Origin of the sequence: Alteromonas lipotrueae, from assembly GCF_019249255.1 — a bacterium.
In the GTDB taxonomy this organism is placed as follows: domain Bacteria; phylum Pseudomonadota; class Gammaproteobacteria; order Enterobacterales; family Alteromonadaceae; genus Alteromonas; species Alteromonas lipotrueae.
This window is the reverse complement of record NZ_JAESDJ010000001.1, coordinates 391,555-410,773: the sequence shown is the minus strand read 5'-3', so window position 1 is coordinate 410,773 and position 19,219 is coordinate 391,555. Positions and strand designations below refer to the sequence as shown.

Sequence of the window (19,219 nt, the reverse complement as noted above, 5' to 3'; positions counted from 1 at the left end):
AGTAAGATAGCTCGCAATAGTGCGCTAAGCAGGATTTGAAAAAGCCCCTCAACGAACTGTCGTTAAGGGGCTTTTTTGTTTTATTTTGCTTTGTTAGCTGTAAACTAGTAGTACCATAGAGCTATGAATTAATTACCTTCAGGGCCATCATCTTCTGGCTCTTCTTTTGAATCGTCAGCTTCAACATCCGTTTCTTCATACTCCAGCATGGCTTCGAACTCGGCAAAATCATCAAGCTGTTCTTCTTCTAACGCTTTATCACCGCTTTTGCCATCGGTAACTTTAAACGCTAGGTTTTCGAAATAAGCATTTTTCACAAACGCATAGTCGTCGACTGATTGTTCAAGTTGTTGCTCTTGGTCAATTAATGAAGCACGCCCCTCTAATAGGGAAACCAAGTACCGAGCAATAGCAAACTGCCCATCGATAATCGCCATAGGATATACCATGCCGTCAACAACACTACCCGTAAAGCTTCTAGGATCGTTAGGCCCTAACGCAGGCAGCATTAAATAGGGGCCGGTATTTACACCCCACACGCCCATAGTTTCGCCAAATTCTTCTTCTTTTTCGACTATTCCAATGTGCGAAGCAACATCAATAGTACCAAACAGACCCACAGTCGAATTAAGTACGAAACGCGCTAAGCTATCCATTCCATCATCAACTTTGCCTTGGAACATATTGTTCATAAAATTTGCCGGTTCTTGCAAGTTTTCAGCGGCATTAAGTAAACCGGTACGGGCAAACTGCGGCATCACGGTAACGTAACCAACCGTGATAGGCCTTAAAACGTAAGCATCTAATACTTCCCAGTTGAAATCCCACATCACGCGGTTCACAGGCTCGAGGGGATCTCTAGGGTCGCCAGCATCTTGAACGGATGTGTTATTTTGCTCAACTTGTTGAGACGCTTGCTGACTTGCGCACCCGCCTAACAAACTCGCTAATAAAAGCGCACTTACCGAGACCCATTTTGAAAATTTAATCACAATAATTCCTTCTCTATCATCACGTTGATGTCTTTCACGTTTTGAGGTGCCACCTCGGTAACTTGACTACCTTCCCATTCCCCAGGCGATACAGATACATCGCCATCAGCAGATACTCGAGCGGTAAGCGTAACTTTGCTGAGTGAGTCCAATGTGTATTGCGGCATCATTGCATTATCCGTATCTAATGCAATAGTGACAGGAAAATCTTGTAACGGGATCTTAACCACGGCCGCCGGCATTCTGTTTTCGGAGTTCGCATCTTGCGCAAACACAATAAGAAAGCCGGATTGTGGTAACGCTGAACGGGCTTCATCAGATACATTAACGGTAATATTAAAACCTGTTTTCGTACTAGTAGTCTTTTCATTCGCGGGCGCTTGCGTACCAGATGATTCATCTATGGGACTATTATCTTGTACAAGCACTTGCCCTTCTAGCGCTTGAAGTTCTTTCTCTCGCATGGCAAGTCGCTGACCAATATCATTACCCGCAGGCAACTTATCTTTAACTTGCCCATAATAACGGGATAGGTTTTCTAAGTCGCCTAACTGGGCAGAAACCACCGCCATCATTAGCGCTAAATTATCATTTTCTGGCGTACTGCGTAATAACCCCTTAAGCACACCTTGTGCGCGATTGAGGTTATTCACATCACCCGTAGTCATCAAAGCTTGTGCTAGCGTAATTTGGTGGGACGTATTCCCAGGCTTTATCGCAACGGCCTTATCTATGGCCTCAATGGCCTGCACTTCTTGGCCTAGGCTTGACATAAGCCGCCCCACATATAGCCAGCCCGTATCATCTTCAGGGGTTTCTCGTAGGCGTTGACGAATGGCCAATGCCAAATTAGCCACATCTTCAGGCCCTAAATCACTTCCATTGCCACTGGCTAATTGTGCGCTTAATTCTGGTAACGCTACAATAGCATCAGAGGCACGCTGCACTTGGCTAAATTGATTCACCGAAGCGTATACCACTACACCGGCAACGACGGCGACTAGACCACCAATAAGTAAAGGAAGACCTGCCTTGCCAGTACGTGTTGATTCAAAACTACTTTCATCAACCAGTGCGACTTTTAGTTCATCAACAGCCACTCGCATATCGTGCTCGGTGATTAAGCCTTCTTGCACTTCTCTTTCAAGCTCTTGCAATCGCTGCTTTACAATTTGCGTGTTGCTTAGGTTATCAGCTTTAGCGTGATTTTTTCTACGAAGCCAAGGGAATGCCAACAGCATAAGTACTAAGGTAATTAACCCTGAAACAACAATATAAAACTCAGTCCAACTCATTCTTTTTCCTGCTCAAGCAATGCATCTGCCTTAGCCAGCTTGGCTTTGATATCCTGCGGAGCCGTCGAAGATTTCCGGCGTACTACAAAAAAAAGCGCGAAAACGACAAACAACACAGGTGCAGCCCACAGCCACATGGTGGCAATGGTTACCGGTGGTTGGTAATGCACAAAATCCCCGTAACGGGCTTTCATGAAATCGATAACTTCTTGCTCAGACTTGCCTTCTTTCAACAACGCATAAACTTTACGGCGCATATCGTGGGCAATCATGGCATCACTGTCGGCAATATTCTGGTTCTGGCACATAGGGCAACGTAGTTCGGCGGTTAAACTCAAAAATTGAGCACGTTGCGCAGGCGTATCAAACGCAAAGTTATCTTCAGCGCTACAAGCAGAAAAGGCGATAAATAAAGTGATAACGAATAGTAAACGTTTCATTCGCCGACTCTCTTATAGTTCTTTGCTTCCTTTTTACCATCAGCCTCGGCCACCAACTGTTGATAAAGCGGCCCCACTTTGTTTTGCCATACACGTTCATTGATATCACCAATATGATGCATGCGAATAACCCCGTTAGCATCCAGTACGAAGTGTTCTGGGGCGCCAGTAACCCCTAAATCCAAAGACGTATCGCGATATACATCAAAAATATTAAATGCATAAGGGTTACCGTACCGCCTTAGCATACTAGTAACTTCTTGTTGTACTCGGGTGAGTGTTTTTGTCCCAAAGTCAGGGTCAAGATCTTGGTCAAAGTACAAACCCACAAACTTTACTCCTAGCTCATTTTTAAGCTGGGTTAAATACGGCATTTCTACCGCACAGGTTACGCACCACACTCCCCATACATTCACAATAGTCACCTCACCTTTCAGTGAATCTGGCGTGTAGGTGGTATCGGGTTGCATTAAATCGGGTAATGAAAATTCAGGCAGTGGCTTGCCTTTCACTTGTGAATCTAGCTCTCGTGGGTCTGAAAACAATCCTTGGAATAAGAAAATCACCAGCATGAAAAAAAGAATCAATGGAATGACAACTAAAGGCGCCTTTTTCATTGTGTAACCTCCTGACTGCCGGCATCACTTGTATTTTTCGTATCTGCTTCAGGGGCGTGTGCCTTTCCTGTCATGCGGTTAATAGCTTCCGATACTTTTTTCACTTTGGCCATGCGATAGCGCTTATCGCTAATAGAGAAAATACCGCCAATCGCCATGACAACCGCGCCTGCCCACAACCATGCTACAAACGGTTTTATGTAAATACGAACTGCCCAGGCGCCATCATCAAGGGGCTCGCCCATGGCAATAAATAAATCCCGCGATACCGTAGAGTGAATTGCTGCTTCTGTCATTGGCATACGCTGAACTGTATACATACGCTTTTCTGGTTCTAAATGCACAACCAATTCATCCTCTCTGTTCACATCAAATACACCCACATCAGCGGTGTAATTTGGGCCTTGGAATGGCTTAACATCGGTAAAAGTAAAAGCATAACCGCCAAGCTCTACAGTTTCGCCCACTTCCATTCGCACATCCCGCTCCAACTCATAGTTAGACACTAAAGTAATGCCGATAATACTGATGGCAAAGCCGATATGGCCTAATACCATGCCCCAATGACTTGATGTGAGCTTGCGTAGCTTTGTAAATGTACTGGTATTACTTGGGTTAGCATTAACGCGCTGAAGCACTTCTTGCACGGTAGTAATCAAAATCCAAAACACGAGTATCATGCCCAGTACACCCATATACTGTGGAGTGTCGTAACTAAAATTGACCAAAAGCGCTGCACTTATTGCAATTCCACCAGCGACAAGCAACTGATTTTTGAGTGCACCTGCAGTCTGGTGTTTCCAGCGAGTTAAAGGGCCAAGGCCTAAGAACAACACAAACGGCACAATCAACAGGGTAAACATTTGATTAAAAAATGGGGCCCCCACTGAAATACTGCCTAGCCCTAGTTCTTTATGAACCAGTGGCAATAAGGTACCAAGTAACACCACTAACGTAGCGGCACACAAAAATACATTATTACCCATGAGCAATACTTCACGAGAAAACGCTTGGTATCGACCGGGGCTCTTTAAAGCTGAAGCGCGCATGGCATATAGCAACAAGCCAAAGCCACTCAACACGATAAGAATACCGAGTATGAATAGCCCACGTGTTGGGTCGCTTGCAAAAGAGTGAACGGAAACAATCACTCCTGAGCGAACTAAGAAGGTTCCCAACAAACTCAACGAAAACGCAGCAATAGCGAGTAATACCGTCCACGACTTAAAGGCTTTTCGTTTTTCCGTTACCGCCAAAGAGTGCATCAAGGCGGTTCCCACCAACCAAGGCATAAAGGATGCGTTTTCTACGGGATCCCAGAACCACCAGCCACCCCAGCCAAGCTCGTAGTAAGCCCACCAGCTACCAAGGGCGATACCCACAGTAAGAAACGCCCAGGCAGCAATGACCCACGGACGAGCCCAACGCGCCCATGTGGAATCGAGTTGACCTGAAATCAATGCAGAAATAGCAAAAGCGAATGCCACTGAGAAGCCTACATACCCCATGTATAACATTGGTGGGTGAATGATCATGCCAAAATCTTGCAGCAGCGGGTTTAAATCTCGGCCATCGACAGGGAAAAACGGCAACATGCTATTGAAGGGATTTGAGGTAAGCAGCATAAACAAATAAAAGCCAATGCCTACCATGCCTAGCACCGATAATACCCTTGCAACCATGGTAAGAGGAATACCCCGGCTAAATATAGCGACTGCTACCGTCCAAATTGACAGCATCAATACCCACAGCAAAAACGAGCCTTCATGGCCGCCCCAAACTGCAGTAATTTTATAAATCAGAGGAAGTTGGCTATTGGAATGCTGCGCCACATACTCAACGCTAAAATCGTCGGTAACAAAGGCATAGGTTAAACACAGGTAAGCAATAAGGGTGAACAAAAACAGTCCAATAGCCAAGGGCTTTGCGGTAGCCATTAACGTGTCGTGCTGACGGTGAGCCCCCCAAAGCGGGTAAACTGCAAGTAAAATAGATAATACTAAGGCGAGTGTTAACGCGATATTCCCAATCTCAGGTACCATGACTACTGGCCTCCTGGTTTAGACTTTGATCCTAGCTCTGATACCGTCTCTGACTCTAATTCTGGACTCGCTTCATACTGATAAGAAGATGAAGCATCGGTGACGGGCATATTGGCAGGTTTTTCATGTTTAATACCTTTCATTTTTTCTGCCAGCTCTGGTGGCATATATTCTTCATCATGCTTAGCCAGAACTTCTTGCGCAGTAATTTCTGTTGCCGAAGTAAGCACACCGGTAGCCACAATCCCTTGGCCTTCACGAAACAAGTCAGGCAGTATCCCCGTGTAGGTCACCGTAACGATGGGGCCCGTATCTATTAAATCAAAGGACACCGCTAAGCTTTTGCTGTCTCGACTCACACTACCAGGCACAACCATGCCGCCAATACGAAGCCGCTGACCAACATGGGGCATTTGCCCTTGCTTACCTCCAATAATTTCACTTGGCGTATAAAATAAATCGATACTGTCGTTCAATGCATAAAGCATTAAACCAATAGCGCTGACAATTAGCAGCCCAACGATGCCCACTACCGCCAAACGCTGCTTTCTTCTAGGATTCATGCAACTATCTCACTTTAAAAACTACTGACTACAACTTTACCGTGCTGATGAAGCGTGTGATTTCTCTCTCGCTTCTTTAATTCGCACCTGACGCTGTTGTTCTTTTAAAACCGATTTCAGTAACCCTTTATGTTGGTGAAAGCTTAATACTACTAGCAGTATCATTGCTCCAAAGGTCACACCAAAAGATAACCATACATAGAAGGCATAGCCTCCCATGTCTAAAAATGCTGAGAATGAATCAAACTGCATTAGCTATTCTCACTTGTTGCTTGCGCCAACTTTTGCACCCAAGGGCGATGCATTTCACGACGCACAATTTCGCTGCGTAACCTTACCGTAGTGACTGCCCCAATAAAAAAAGCAAAACCGAATAAGCTAATTAATAAAGGCCACAACATTTCAGGCGCAATGGAAGGCTGATCAAATTTGCTGATGGTGGCCCCTTGATGCAAGGTATTCCACCATTCTACGGAGTAATGAATAATAGGAATATTTACTACGCCGACTAAAGCCATCACGCCTGCTGCTTTACCGGCTTGTTGTTTATCTTCAAACGCACCGTAGAGCGCAATAACACCGATATACAAAAATAACAAAATAAGTTCTGAGGTAAGGCGTGCATCCCAAACCCACCAAGCACCCCACATAGGTTTACCCCAGGCTGCACCGGTAAATAACGCAATAAAAGTCATGACGGCACCCACTGGCGCCATGGCTATCATGCTCATATAGGCCGTTCGCCACTGCCACACCATTCCCACCAACGCGGCAATGGCCATAGCCACATAAGTGCCCATAGACAACATGGCGCTTGGCACATGAATATAGATAATACGAAACGAATCACCTTGTTGATAATCTTGAGGTGCAAATGCCAGCCCCCATACCGTACCTACGGCCAAGCATAACAATGCCCCCAACCACAACCAAGGTTGTAAGGTTACGCACAATTGGTAAGCATTTTCTGTTTTAGCGTAAGGATGTAACCACTTCCACATCAGTTTTGACTCACTTTCAAAGAATAAGCTATGGCAAACGGCGCAGCGGCAGCAGCCAATAACAGCATGGCGCCAATAATAGCAAGTTGAGGATGATAAGGTAATTGCAGTGCGGCAGAATCTACAGCAGATGTGGCAAAAATCAGTAACGGAATAAAAACGGGGATTAAAAGCAATGCTAAAAGCAGTCCACCCCGTGCTAGTCCCACCGTTAACCCCACTGCAATCGCACCAATTAGCGACAACAACGGTGTGCCAATTAACAAGGTAAGCATTAATGCTATAAACATGTCCACGCTTAGGTTTAAAAACATCGCGAGCAACGGCGACAAAATCAATAAGGGCACAAAACTCACTAGCCAATGTGCCAGTACTTTAACCGTAGCAACGGCCGGCAATGACATGCCACTTAACGTATATTGTTCTAAAGAACCATCGATAAAATCATCACGAAAAAGCCGCTCCATTCCTAACAAGGATGACAATATAGCCGCGATCCAAATAACGCCCGGGCCAATACGTTGCAGTGTTTCTGGAGAAGGGCTTACGCCCAAGGGAAATAGGGTAACCACCATCAATAAAAACATGAGGGGTTGAACCAGCTCAGCTTTTTGCTGAAACGCAATCTGCATATCACGTTTGAAGATACCGAGTAGTAAGGGATTCAAAACCGGTACTCCAAATCGACACAGCGGTGCGTACCCGCTTCAGGAGACAGCGCTTGGTGGGAAGTAGTAATAATCATGCCGCCGTCTGCCACATGCTGCTTCATTTTACGCTCAAGTAATATTACGCCTGCAGTATCAAGGGCAGTAAAAGGCTCATCTAATACCCATACCGTTGCAGTCTTAAGCCAAAGCCGACTCAGTGCCACACGACGTTGTTGTCCAGCAGATAAGAACCTGACGGGCACATCTTCAAGACCAACTAACCCTAAGTGTTCAAGCACTTGATAAATAGTGCTATCAATATCAGAAATTTGTTTGAGAGTTTTATTTTGAATGCCGTGCTGCGCTAGCCAAAAGCGTAAATTATCAATGGCGGACAAAGCACCATTTAGTGCGCTTTTGTGGCCTAAATAAATAAGGGCTTGATAATATAATGAAGGATTGCTGCTAATGTTCACGCCGTTAAAAGTCACGTCGCCGCGTTCTGGCGAACTTAAGCCAGTAAGAATACGCAAAAGGCTGGTTTTGCCTGCACCATTCGGTCCACGCAAATATACTAATTCCCCTGCATTAAGATTAAACGAAAAATCGTCAAACAAAACACGATCGCGTTTTATGCAAGTTAGTCCAGATGCATATAAACCGGACACGCACGCTCCTTTACTATTCACTGTTCAAAACCGGCGTAGTTTATCACAGTAAGTTTCTTTCGCAGTCGCGAATTATGATTAAATATGATTTACTTCAATCACAAACGCGGTGATATGCCTCGCTTATTACCTATACTTTATACTTACCGATTAAACTCGCCGCTCACCTGGCCGATAAGCTCGTTATGACATCACAGTTAAGCGCACTGCTTTCAAACATTACTCAGGATACTTCAGGGTCGAAATCGTCGGCATCATCCGTGCTGAACAATTTATCCCAAGCTGCGGCACTCGATACCGCCGCGAAGGTAACTGTGGCGCGATTGCCTGAACAGGTACTTGCTATTCAGATTAAAGGACAGCCGGCAATACAGGTCTCACTTCCTAAAATTGCAAATCTCCTGCCGCCACAGCGCCCTCAATTAACCTCTTTCAGTCAAGGTGGACCAACACAAGCTGCCCTTATTAGCACTGAAACAGGAATGAGTACCAGTCAAGTTACGGCGATGCAGCTTAAAACCCTTTCACGTTCTTTAGCGACAATGCTGGCTTCTATGCCGACACCACAACAGAACATGCGCATTCACGTGCAGGCAACTGTTACGCAATTAACAAGTAATCAACTGAGTCTAACGCTAGCAGATGGTCAGCAATTAAATTTATCACTAAAGCCTGACGCCGCAGCGCAATTGAGCGCCGATATCAAAAACAATGGCAAGCTGGTTTCACTCTCACTTAATCAAGTGCCTGGTGATACCGGTAAATTGACTGTTTCAGTAACCTCAGGGAAACAAGCGAACTTAGCGAGTCAAGGTACTCAATCAGCAGCATCCAATTTACTAGCCGCCCCTCTATCAGTGACCGACAGCAAAGTTACGGCGGTGCTCACCAATGCATTGCGTTCCCAAGGTGTCGCCTTCGGGCATGGAAACCCTGTTAACGGAAATGTGCCTGATGCCATCGCTAAGCTACTCCCTAATATTCAAACACAAAATACCTTACAGCAAGTATCCATGCTCAGCCTTAAGGGCAATACATTAACATCGTATACCGCGGCCAGTCAGGCAGTATTGACGTTCCCTACACCTGAAGGCGGCGCTGCCATTCCAAGGGCTTCAGATCAACTTGCCGTTAAACTCAGTGCTTTAACCGTACCATCTGGAACTAGCGCTGATGCCAAGAGAGCCCCTATCGCTGCAGACAGTAAAAGTACTAGTGAGAATGTGGATAAAAGCGTTAAAAGCGATGCCACTAATCAAACAGGAAATTCAGCACAAAAAAAATCGTTAACCCCAATCTCGATGGTACAAGACAGTAAAGGGGTTTCCATACAAGGGACTGATGTTCACAAAGCAATCATTACTTTATCTCGCGCACTGCTTAGCCAAACAGGCTCTACCCAACAGGCGCTAACACAGTTAACGGCAATACTTAATGGGACTGTGGAAGGCAGCGATAAAACCACTGCCGTATTAAGTCAAATAGCAAAGCAAATTACGGGAATAAACAGCAACGCAATACCCAGTACTAGACCGCTGTTGACACCCCAAGCACCTAGTACAACTGCCACACCTGCCTCATCTAATGTGGGCCAGGGGAGTATTGCTTCTACCAATGACAATAACGCTGCTATAAGAAATGGCGTTTCAAATATAAATACAGAGAACGCTGATATTAGCTTACGAAAAGGTATTTCTCAGCTTATCGCTTTGCTAGGAGGTTCTGGGAATAATAATCGGGGGAATGCTACCCAAGGAAGTGCTTCGCTGGGTATTAACAACATTGTTACACCTCCAAATACAAACCCTTCGAGTGATAAAAATGCAACTCAAGTAGCTGGTTCACAGGATGCAGAAAAGAGTGGTGTAGAGGCAAAACCCTCAACACTAAGCCCCCAACAAAACACACTAGCGACGCAGAACAACGCCGATGCATCTATAGCGTCGCGTCTTCATGCTTTAATCAACGCCCCCGCTAGCGCGGTAACGCCGTTAACCTTAACATCTCCGATTGCCGCTTCTAATTTTGTGCAAGGTTTAGTGGCATTGTTACAACTATCTTTAGCGGGTAGAGCGCTATCGAGACAACCTTCTCTCAAAGCACAAATTGATTCACCGGAGAGTATTATTAGTAAAACGATAACTAATACGTCTGGTACATCCCCTTCTAGCAGAGTTGCGCAAGATATTGCCAACCTCGACAGTCGCACAAATTTATTGGCTAATTTAAAAACCTTATTAGCGAATCATCAACACAGTAAAGTAACTCAAGCCGAAACTCGGGTTCAGGGGCAAGATAGTTTTTTCTATGCGTTACCTTCCGTGTCTCAACATTACGCACCAGCAGAACTTTTAGTGCAAAGAGAGCCTGACCGACACCAAGGAAAAGAAGGTAAAGAAGGAGGGCGACGTTTATGGAATGTTACAATGAAATTGGATATTGGTGATGCGGGCCAGCTCCTTGCTAAATCCAAGATAGACACCGATACCATAACTATCGACCTTTATACTTCCAATGAAATCGTACTGGCTCGGGTTGCTGATACCCTCCCTTTTTTAGAGCGGCGATTAGCTGATTTAGGGCTGAATGTTGAAAAAATGAGTTTTCAGCGAGGCCATATACCTGACACACTGAATAAACGTCCACATCAAATTTTTGAGACCAGAGTATGAGCGAGAAAGCGAAGCGTGCTATTGGCCTCAAATATGATGGAGGCGACAAAAAAACAGCGCCGAAAGTAGTGGCAAAAGGCTACGGAGACCTTGCAGAAGCGATTATCGCCATGGCTGAAGAGTCAGGTATTCTTATTCATGAAGATCCGTATCTTAGCGAAGTGCTTAGTTCATTAGATTTAGGGCAGGATATTCCCGAATCTTTATATTTTGTTATCGCAGAACTGCTAGCATATTCCTATGTTCTGCAAGGCAAAATACCGCCTGGTTGGGAAGGTGTGGTGAAGTATATAAATTATGAGGTATAGGCGATTATAAAGCTGTTCATCACTTTCGTTTACTTGATTTCAGACTTATTTCGCGTGAAGTCTTGGTAGCATTCAGATGAATATCGCAGTAAAAAAATTCAGCTAGAGCTTTTTTAAAAAGCTTTTAGCCCACTCACTTTCGAATAAATTTCCTTAGCCTTGTTCAACAAAGTAGGATCAAATTCCAACGCTAAGTCGTTTTGTGTTTTTATTATTTCACCAGCAGAAATATTCAATGAAGGGTCACCGTGACCAGCACTCCCAGTCTTCTTGAATTTCTTATATGAGCTGGTTAATTCAGTGCCAAGACCCAGCCAATTTCTAATTTCACTCAATGTTTCAGTGGTTGAATCAACAATATTATCAGAATCGATTATCAGAACGTCTTCATATTCTTGAGCAATTTGGTATAAGTAATTAAGTCGATTCGTGTAGTATTTAAGCATGGCATCAACATCTAGGTATCCCTTATCCCCAGTAACATCTCCCATTGCAACAATACTTTTTACCGTCGCCTCAGGTTCGCGTACTAAGATTATAATGTACACATTCTTTCTTTTTAAAATATCATGTGAAACAACAAAACTGTTATGTAGCAACTTATCGAGAAAAAAGCCTTTCGTTGTTGATTGCCCAGTGTCTTTTAGCAATTCCACATGCATTTTTATAAGCGAACTTTTTTTAGGGTAGTCATAATGAAGTTCACCATATCCACACACTTCATCATGACTGCCAAGTACATGCGACAACAGGGAAGACCGACTGCGCATATGACTCAAAATTAGAATGTAACTTTGTTTTTCTAACAATACACTCGGGTGTTTAAGAATTAACAGCGCCTTATCTATTTTACTTTTAATTGACACTAGCTTGATATCCTATCAGCAATACAATTACATCATGGTTTAAAATTCATACTGACTTAAAACACAATGAAGTTCAAGATAAGGCTAAGGCACTATAAAGTTTATCTAAAAAGTACCTTTTCTTTATTAAACCAAAATACGCAAAACGCAATGAGTGCGACGGCGATGGCGGCAGTAGAGGTAAATATGCCAAACAAGGCAAAGTAATCCATGGTGCCTTTAAATAGCTCCTTCATCGCTAATGCAACATTGGTAAGTGGCACCCAAATCCAACCACCTTCTAATTTGACCCCTGGCATCATGGCAATTAACACAGGGAAAACTACTACCATAACAAGTGCCCCCATATAGCTTTGGGCTTCTTTAAATGATCGAGCATAAATAGAAAGAGACAATAAGACCGCGGCAAATATTGCCACTACCGGTATTAGCATTAAAAAGATAAGCACAAAATCAATGATGCCAATCATCGCCATCACCTCTGCTACAAATTCAATTGCCAACCCTTGAGACAAAACAATGCCCCATATGGCCATGGAAGATACGGTGATAAGTGCTGTAATTAGGCCCGCGACACCGATGGTAAAGAATTTTCCCAATACCAGTTTATAACGCTCCATCGGCGATATTAATAGTGTCTCTAGCGTACCTCGCTCTTTTTCACCCGCACCTAAGTCTGATGCTGGTGCCATAGCACCTTGTAGGCATAAAATGAAAATGAAATAAGGTAATAACCCGCCCAAGCGTTCACCCCAAACTTCACGATCATCAGCTATATTTTCTTTTTCAATGACAATAGGCGCGAGTAACGCTTGTTGCTGTGACTCATTCAGTCCTAAGTTTGCAAAGGCCGTTTTTTGAAATTCATCAGTGTAAACATCGACTATTTCAGACACTCTTCCTAAAACTTTATTTAAGCCTGCGTCATTTAAATACAATTGCAGCTTATGCTGACCAGAAGTGAGCACCTCGTTGTTAAAGGTTTCTGGGATAACTAAAACGAAGTCTAGTGTTTCATCTTTAATGAGCTTGGCATAGTCAGCGTCACCTTGGATATCCACCATCGTAAATTTGTCAGTTTCATTTGCGAATTGTTGCGACATCTCTGGCGCATATTGCTCGCCTACAATTGCATATTTCAATACTACGTTTTCGGCCTTTTCAGCGGCGGAATTCATGAAAAACATGGCTACACCGAAAATTAATGGGAAAAGCAGTAAAGGCAACACAATCATGAATATAATAGTTTTGCGGTCGCGTAATAACTCTTTAAATTCCTTTTTAAAAATTAACCACATTGCCCTACCTCCGCTGTATTCATTTTTAAAGTGTGCAAAAAGCTTTTATGCATTTGCCCGTCAGATAGCGCACTAAAAGCGGCAAGGGAATCGTTAAATACACTTTCGCCTTGATTAATCACCGTTACACGGTCGCAAAGCATTTGAACTTCATCCAAATGATGGGTAGAAAAAATAACTGGCGTTCCTTTATCTTTAAGGCGCTGGATAAAGTCCATCACTGTTGATGTGGCCATAATATCTAAGCCTGTAGTAGGCTCATCAAGCACTACTAAGGAGGGTTCATGAATAACAGCGCGGGCAATGGCTGTTTTTTGTTTCATACCAGAAGAGAAGTTTTCTGCGCGTCTGTCTAAAAAGCTCTGCATGTCGAGTAAGTCAGCCATTTCTTCAATACGTGCAGAAATTATCGATTTAGTAATGCCGTGTAATTCGCCAAAATATGCAATATTTTCTCGCCCAGTCAGTCTGCCATATAAACCAGTTGAGCTAGACAGAAACCCTATTTTTTTACGCGCAATTATGGGGTTGGCTAGTACGTCTTCACCATCAATTACCACGGTGCCGCTATCTGGCTTAAGTGCGGTTGAAAGCATGCGTAATGTAGTGGTTTTTCCTGCTCCGTTAGGGCCAAGCAAACCAAGTACTTCTCCCTGCCCACATGAAAACGATACATCTTTCACTGATTGAAAGTAGCGCCCTTTTAATCGTGGATCCTTTTTCTCTTGCTCACTTAGCTTTTTGGGGTTCTCCACCTCAAAGCGTTTAGCAAGGCTAGATATTTCAATCATTATCCCTTCCCTTTTTTATTATTTAATATCGAATGCTTACAGTACTAGTCTTTGCCTTTCTATTTTTATTACAGCGTTACTGTTTTTTTATTTTAATTCAATCCAAGATATAGAATTAAAGTGTTAGCAAGTATGTTTTTTGAACACAAAAAAGCCCACCATTGGGTGGGCTTTTAAATAACACAAATGCGCTATTTTATAGTGAGTTTAGTAGCTACTGCTGAGCATCATCTTCTGCAGCAGGTGCTTCTTCTACTTTCACTGTTTTAGGTAAAAGTAGCTCTGCGCGAATTTGTTTTTCAATCTCATCGGCAATAGCTGGGTTTTCTTTTAAGAACTTCATTACGTTCGCTTTACCCTGACCGATACGATCACCTTTGTAGCTGTACCAAGCACCGGCCTTATCAACCAATTTCTGCTTAACACCTAAGTCGATAAGCTCAGCTTCTTTACTAATACCTTCGCCGTAGCGAATCATGAATTCAGCTTGCTTAAATGGCGGTGCTACTTTATTTTTCACTACTTTAACGCGAGTTTCGTTACCTACTACCTCATCGCCTTCTTTGACCGCACCGATACGGCGGATATCTAAACGTACTGAAGAGTAGAACTTAAGTGCGTTACCACCGGTTGTTGTTTCTGGGCTTCCGAACATTACACCAATTTTCATACGAATTTGGTTAATGAAGATACACAAGGTATTTGAACGCTTGATGTTACCGGTAAGTTTACGCAATGCTTGCGACATTAATCGCGCTTGCAAACCAACGTGTGAGTCACCCATGTCGCCTTCAATTTCCGCTTTTGGCGTAAGGGCAGCAACCGAGTCAACAATAACGACATCAACACCGCCAGAACGAACCAGCATGTCACAAATTTCAAGCGCTTGTTCACCCGTATCAGGCTGAGAAACTAAAAGCTCATCGATGTTTACACCTAGCTTCGACGCGTAAATTGGATCAAGTGCGTGCTCAGCATCTACGAAGGCACAAGTTTTACCATTCTTTTGAGCCTCTGCAATTACCTGCAAGGTAAGTGTAGTTTTACCCGAGGCTTCAGGTCCGTAAATTTCTACCACACGACCACATGGCAAACCGCCTATGCCCAAAGCGATATCAATGGTGAGTGAACCAGTAGAGATAGCCTCAATGTCCATCGCTTGGTTGTCGCCTAAACGCATAATAGCGCCTTTACCGAACTGCTTTTCAATTTGCCCAAGTGCGGCACTTAAAGCTTTAGATCTATTACTGTCCACGTCAATATCCTCTAGGATTAGCGGTTAAATTCTTTAGTTGGTGATGTCTTTGTTGAAGCTGCCTTTGCTATTTATACTAACTATCTTTACTAACAGTATTACTCATCCATACAGCTAGCATTCATTGCATCAACATTTGCTTACCGACACCTTACCAAGTGTTGCGTGCATTCTATACTGTACAAGCATACAGTTTCAACCTGAGTTTTCATTTTATTTTGCTTGTTGGGTTCTTATTAGTAGCATCTTAGATGATCGTCTGTTCAATCAGCCAACATCGCCAATAGGTGGGTAATCGCAAATTCTATTGCATGCAGACGAACAGTCTCGCGGTCTCCAGCAAAAACCTGCTTAATCGTTTCTGATTTAGCACCACAGATAAACCCAAACCAAACAGTACCCACAGGCTTTTCTTCGCTGCCGCCACCTGGGCCTGCAATACCGCTTACGGTTACCACGACATTCGCGTCGCTCTTGTGCTTAACGCCCGCCGCCATCTCTTCAACGGTCTGCATCGACACCGCACCATGCGCATTTAGAGTTTCTGGCTTTACAGCTAATTCAAGTATTTTTGCGTCGTTTGAATACGTCACCCAACTTTGATTAAACCAATCCGAACTGCCAGCGATACTGGTAAAAGCGAACGCAACGCCGCCTCCGGTGCAAGATTCTGCGCTTGAAACTGTCCAGCCTTTACGGCGAAGCGCATTACCCAGCGCCGTCACCATCTCTGTTATATTGTCAGATACCATGAATGTCCTTTATCGCTATCGGCGCTATTATCAACTTCGGCCGTTGAAGCATTAATTTGAAGCATTAGGCTGTGCCGATGTACTCATTGATGAGAGCCATCAATCTACTAAAGAGTTCAGGAAATGGTTGAAAATTCCATACTCGTATCAATAATACACAGCAAATACGAAAAGCGATTATTTTAGCACCCCTGCTCTTTTAATCACTCTTCTGTTAATAATTCTTCTGTTAATATAACAAATTGAGTTATCCCAAGTAGCAGCAATAAAAAAGCACGAGGCATTTTTTGGAATCACACACTCCTATGATGCGCCAGTATTTAACGATAAAGGCGCAGCACCCTAACATTCTTATGTTTTACCGTATGGGCGACTTTTACGAGTTGTTTTTCGATGATGCCAAGAAAGCCGCAGAACTACTTGATATATCATTAACCGCACGGGGCAAGTCCGGTGGCGATCCTATTCCTATGGCTGGCGTTCCTTACCACGCGGTTGAAAGCTATTTAGCCCGGTTGGTGAAAATGGGCGAGTCGGTGGCGATTTGCGAACAAGTTGGCGACCCAGCTACAAGCAAAGGCCCTGTAGAGCGCCAAGTTCAGCGCATTGTTACCCCAGGTACGGTTACCGATGAAGCCTTATTAGAAGAACGCCGCGATAATGTACTTGCAGCAGTATGCGGCCATTGTATGCATTACGGCGTGGCCACATTAGATGTAACCAGTGGCCGGTTTGTAGTGGTTGAGTGCGACACCGATGATGCCTTGTTAGGTGAACTACAACGGATTAATCCTGCTGAACTACTCTATCCTGAAGGCTTTGAAAGTTTACCCTTGATTGAGCAGCGAAAAGGCTTGCGTCGTCGCCCCGAGTGGGAATTCGATATTGATACCGCCACCGAACAATTAACCGCTCAGTTTCAAACGAAAGAGCTGGCGGGTTTTGGCGTGTCAGATTTAACCAAAGGCATTGGCGCCGCCGGTTGTGTGCTTCAATATGTGAAAGATACGCAACGTACTGCCCTTCCCCATATTCGCCGGATACAAAAAGAACAGCAAGACAGTCGCGTACAATTAGATGCTGCTACCCGCAGAAACCTAGAACTTACTCATAATTTGGCCGGTGGCATTGAAAATACCCTGTTTAGCGTGATGGATACTACCACTACCGCCATGGGTAGCCGGTTACTACAACGCTATATTCACTCGCCAATTACCGATCAACACGAATTACATAACCGTCAAGATGCCATTGAAGCACTTATCGACAATGAGCCAGATGCTATTCGCGGTCATTTAAAAACGATTGGCGATATTGAACGCATAATGGCACGTTTGGCATTACGTTCAGCAAGACCCAGAGATTTCGCAAGGCTTAAAAACGCGTTGAACACTCTGCCCGACCTTCAAGAAGCGTTAGGGGCGTATAACGTTGCACAGCTAAATGAATTAAAATTGGCCATCAGTACTTACCCAGAGCTACAAGCTTTATTAAATAACGCTATTATCGATAACCCGCCTGTGGTTATTCGCGATGGCGGGGTTATTGCTGAAGGCTTTAACAGCGAATTAGATGAACTTCGAAAATTGTCGCAAGGTGCTACTGATTATCTTGACGCCATGGAGCAACGCGAACGTGAACGCACGGGCATTTCAACCCTAAAAGTAGGCTACAACCGGGTTCATGGCTTCTTTATCGAAATTAGTCGTGCCAATAGCGACAAAGCGCCCGCCGAATATATTCGCAGGCAAACCCTTAAGAATACTGAACGCTTTATTACCCCAGAACTTAAAGAGCACGAAGATAAAGTACTTACCAGTCAAGGCCGTGCGCTAGCCCTCGAAAAACAGCTTTATGAAGCGCTTTTCGATGAAGTCGCGCCAAGCTTAAATGCACTGATTGAAACTGCCGCAGCACTGGCTAAACTCGACGTATTGTGCTGTTTCGCCGAGCGCGCGTTAAGTCTTGATTGGTATCGCCCAACGTTAAGTATGGAAAGTGCGCTAACCTACGAAGAAGGTCGGCATCCTGTGGTGGAACAGGTTATGAAAGACCCTTTCATTGCCAATCCGCTAACACTTAACGATAGCCAGCGCATGCTTATTATTACTGGCCCTAACATGGGCGGTAAATCAACCTACATGCGCCAAACCGCGTTGATTGCGCTGCTCGCGTATATTGGCAGCTATGTGCCCGCACAAAACGCCCATATTGGAAAAATTGATAGAATATTTACCCGTATTGGCGCATCGGACGATTTAGCATCTGGTCGTTCAACCTTCATGGTAGAGATGACAGAAACTGCCAATATTCTGCACAATGCTACCGAGCATTCGTTAGTTTTAATGGATGAGATTGGTCGCGGCACCAGTACCTACGATGGTTTATCACTTGCTTGGGCGTGCGCCAGCTATCTCGCCCAAAAGCTGAATGCTTACACCCTATTTGCAACCCATTATTTTGAGCTTACCGAACTGCCCGATACCGAGAAAAGTGTGGTTAACGTGCATTTAGATGCAGTAGAGCACGACGATACCATCCGGTTTATGCATAGTGTACAAAACGGCGCGGCCAGTAAAAGCTTCGGCTTACAGGTTGCGCAACTTGCAGGTGTGCCTAAGCCGGTTATTAAAGCGGCGCAACAAAAACTCGCTATTTTGGAAAACGCGCATCTTATTTCTGAAACTGAATCTAGTGCTGATGATAAAACTGATAAATCATCTAACACTACGGATGAAACTGGCAAGCAACACGCTAAACAAAGCAATAGAAAGGCAGCGTCAACTGCACCTGCTCAGTCTCAGCTGTTGTTCCCCGATAAACCTCATCCGGTTGTAGAAGCGTTGGAAAATTTATCCCCAGATGAACTTTCACCACGCCAAGCACTAGACCTCATTTATACGTTAAAGCGTTTAAGTCAGTCATAAAAAGGAGCGCTTGCCGCAAAAGCGGCGCCCAAATAGCTAAAAGACGCGATTGTGTGGGCAAACAGATTGTTTGCTCACACTA

At 44.2% G+C, this 19,219-nt stretch carries 18 protein-coding genes; 3 read left to right on the top strand and 15 right to left on the bottom strand.

The window, feature by feature from the left end:
- Positions 1-128 precede the first annotated feature (128 nt).
- The 10 genes from KYS23_RS01675 to ccmA are packed head-to-tail and all read right to left on the bottom strand — an operon-like array spanning position 129 to position 8,268.
- Positions 129-989 (bottom strand): MlaA family lipoprotein, encoded by an 861-nt coding sequence (locus KYS23_RS01675; RefSeq protein WP_309475319.1) that lies wholly within the window; start codon positions 987-989, stop codon positions 129-131.
- A complete protein-coding gene (ccmI, locus tag KYS23_RS01670) occupies positions 989-2,287 on the bottom strand; it encodes a c-type cytochrome biogenesis protein CcmI (RefSeq protein WP_218396101.1) in 1,299 nt (432 codons plus the stop codon). Before ccmI ends, KYS23_RS01675 begins: the two co-directional genes overlap by 1 nt.
- A complete protein-coding gene (locus tag KYS23_RS01665; protein ID WP_013785228.1) occupies positions 2,284-2,727 on the bottom strand; it encodes a cytochrome c-type biogenesis protein in 444 nt (147 codons plus the stop codon). Before KYS23_RS01665 ends, ccmI begins: the two co-directional genes overlap by 4 nt.
- Entirely contained in the window at positions 2,724-3,344 is a 621-nt protein-coding gene (locus KYS23_RS01660) for a redoxin family protein (protein WP_218417966.1), read from the bottom strand. The genes KYS23_RS01665 and KYS23_RS01660 overlap by 4 nt, the downstream gene beginning before the upstream one ends.
- Positions 3,341-5,386 (bottom strand): heme lyase CcmF/NrfE family subunit, encoded by a 2,046-nt coding sequence (locus KYS23_RS01655; RefSeq protein WP_218417965.1) that lies wholly within the window; start codon positions 5,384-5,386, stop codon positions 3,341-3,343. The genes KYS23_RS01660 and KYS23_RS01655 overlap by 4 nt, the downstream gene beginning before the upstream one ends.
- 2 nt (positions 5,387-5,388) lie before the next feature.
- The gene (gene ccmE / locus KYS23_RS01650) at positions 5,389-5,949 is read right to left on the bottom strand and encodes a cytochrome c maturation protein CcmE (RefSeq protein WP_218417964.1); all 561 of its coding nucleotides are present in this window, start codon (positions 5,947-5,949) and stop codon (positions 5,389-5,391) included.
- Positions 5,950-5,985: 36 nt separating this feature from the next.
- Positions 5,986-6,201 (bottom strand): heme exporter protein CcmD, encoded by a 216-nt coding sequence (gene ccmD / locus KYS23_RS01645; RefSeq protein WP_159529139.1) that lies wholly within the window; start codon positions 6,199-6,201, stop codon positions 5,986-5,988.
- Positions 6,201-6,950 (bottom strand): heme ABC transporter permease, encoded by a 750-nt coding sequence (locus tag KYS23_RS01640; protein WP_159529137.1) that lies wholly within the window; start codon positions 6,948-6,950, stop codon positions 6,201-6,203. Before KYS23_RS01640 ends, ccmD begins: the two co-directional genes overlap by 1 nt.
- Positions 6,950-7,618 carry a heme exporter protein CcmB gene (gene ccmB, locus KYS23_RS01635; RefSeq protein ID WP_159529135.1) on the bottom strand — a complete coding sequence of 223 codons (669 nt, stop codon included), beginning with the start codon at positions 7,616-7,618 and terminating at the stop codon, positions 6,950-6,952. Before ccmB ends, KYS23_RS01640 begins: the two co-directional genes overlap by 1 nt.
- Positions 7,615-8,268 carry a cytochrome c biogenesis heme-transporting ATPase CcmA gene (gene ccmA / locus KYS23_RS01630; RefSeq protein WP_159529133.1) on the bottom strand — a complete coding sequence of 218 codons (654 nt, stop codon included), beginning with the start codon at positions 8,266-8,268 and terminating at the stop codon, positions 7,615-7,617. Before ccmA ends, ccmB begins: the two co-directional genes overlap by 4 nt.
- 185 nt (positions 8,269-8,453) lie before the next feature.
- Here ccmA and KYS23_RS01625 point away from each other — a divergent pair, with 185 nt between their 5' ends.
- Both KYS23_RS01625 and KYS23_RS01620 read left to right on the top strand, forming a co-directional pair.
- Positions 8,454-10,940 carry a flagellar hook-length control protein FliK gene (locus KYS23_RS01625; RefSeq protein WP_218417963.1) on the top strand — a complete coding sequence of 829 codons (2,487 nt, stop codon included), beginning with the start codon at positions 8,454-8,456 and terminating at the stop codon, positions 10,938-10,940.
- The gene (locus KYS23_RS01620) at positions 10,937-11,248 is read left to right on the top strand and encodes an EscU/YscU/HrcU family type III secretion system export apparatus switch protein (protein ID WP_218417962.1); all 312 of its coding nucleotides are present in this window, start codon (positions 10,937-10,939) and stop codon (positions 11,246-11,248) included. Before KYS23_RS01625 ends, KYS23_RS01620 begins: the two co-directional genes overlap by 4 nt.
- A 113-nt stretch (positions 11,249-11,361) precedes the next feature.
- Here the strand turns inward: KYS23_RS01620 and KYS23_RS01615 are convergent, their stop codons facing one another.
- The 5 genes from KYS23_RS01615 to KYS23_RS01595 form a co-directional block, all read right to left on the bottom strand.
- Positions 11,362-12,114 carry a sulfotransferase family protein gene (locus tag KYS23_RS01615; RefSeq protein WP_159529127.1) on the bottom strand — a complete coding sequence of 251 codons (753 nt, stop codon included), beginning with the start codon at positions 12,112-12,114 and terminating at the stop codon, positions 11,362-11,364.
- A 101-nt stretch (positions 12,115-12,215) separates the two neighbouring features.
- The gene (locus KYS23_RS01610; protein WP_159529125.1) at positions 12,216-13,412 is read right to left on the bottom strand and encodes an ABC transporter permease; all 1,197 of its coding nucleotides are present in this window, start codon (positions 13,410-13,412) and stop codon (positions 12,216-12,218) included.
- Complete coding sequence (locus KYS23_RS01605; RefSeq protein ID WP_159529123.1) at positions 13,403-14,203, bottom strand: ABC transporter ATP-binding protein; 801 nt, start codon at positions 14,201-14,203, stop codon at positions 13,403-13,405. Before KYS23_RS01605 ends, KYS23_RS01610 begins: the two co-directional genes overlap by 10 nt.
- A 214-nt stretch (positions 14,204-14,417) precedes the next feature.
- Positions 14,418-15,458, bottom strand: coding sequence for a recombinase RecA (recA, locus tag KYS23_RS01600; protein ID WP_159529121.1), 1,041 nt, complete (start codon positions 15,456-15,458; stop codon positions 14,418-14,420).
- 263 nt (positions 15,459-15,721) lie between these two features.
- Positions 15,722-16,210 carry a CinA family protein gene (locus tag KYS23_RS01595; protein WP_159529119.1) on the bottom strand — a complete coding sequence of 163 codons (489 nt, stop codon included), beginning with the start codon at positions 16,208-16,210 and terminating at the stop codon, positions 15,722-15,724.
- A 305-nt stretch (positions 16,211-16,515) separates the two neighbouring features.
- On the opposite strand from KYS23_RS01595, the gene mutS reads away from it, so the two are divergent.
- Positions 16,516-19,137, top strand: a complete 2,622-nt coding sequence (gene mutS, locus KYS23_RS01590) for a DNA mismatch repair protein MutS (protein WP_159534385.1) — start codon at positions 16,516-16,518, stop codon at positions 19,135-19,137.
- The last annotated feature ends 82 nt before the right edge of the window (positions 19,138-19,219 follow it).

Coding starts and splice junctions, on each gene's coding strand:
- ccmI (WP_218396101.1), bottom strand. CDS start 2,287: ATGAGTTGGACTGAGTTTTATATTGTTGTTTCAGGGTTAATTACCTTA.
- KYS23_RS01665 (WP_013785228.1), bottom strand. CDS start 2,727: ATGAAACGTTTACTATTCGTTATCACTTTATTTATCGCCTTTTCTGCT.
- KYS23_RS01660 (WP_218417966.1), bottom strand. CDS start 3,344: ATGAAAAAGGCGCCTTTAGTTGTCATTCCATTGATTCTTTTTTTCATG.
- KYS23_RS01655 (WP_218417965.1), bottom strand. CDS start 5,386: ATGGTACCTGAGATTGGGAATATCGCGTTAACACTCGCCTTAGTATTA.
- ccmE (WP_218417964.1), bottom strand. CDS start 5,949: ATGAATCCTAGAAGAAAGCAGCGTTTGGCGGTAGTGGGCATCGTTGGG.
- ccmD (WP_159529139.1), bottom strand. CDS start 6,201: ATGCAGTTTGATTCATTCTCAGCATTTTTAGACATGGGAGGCTATGCC.
- KYS23_RS01640 (WP_159529137.1), bottom strand. CDS start 6,950: ATGTGGAAGTGGTTACATCCTTACGCTAAAACAGAAAATGCTTACCAA.
- KYS23_RS01625 (WP_218417963.1), top strand. CDS start 8,454: ATGACATCACAGTTAAGCGCACTGCTTTCAAACATTACTCAGGATACT.
- KYS23_RS01620 (WP_218417962.1), top strand. CDS start 10,937: ATGAGCGAGAAAGCGAAGCGTGCTATTGGCCTCAAATATGATGGAGGC.
- KYS23_RS01610 (WP_159529125.1), bottom strand. CDS start 13,412: ATGTGGTTAATTTTTAAAAAGGAATTTAAAGAGTTATTACGCGACCGC.
- KYS23_RS01605 (WP_159529123.1), bottom strand. CDS start 14,203: ATGATTGAAATATCTAGCCTTGCTAAACGCTTTGAGGTGGAGAACCCC.
- KYS23_RS01595 (WP_159529119.1), bottom strand. CDS start 16,210: ATGGTATCTGACAATATAACAGAGATGGTGACGGCGCTGGGTAATGCG.
- mutS (WP_159534385.1), top strand. CDS start 16,516: ATGATGCGCCAGTATTTAACGATAAAGGCGCAGCACCCTAACATTCTT.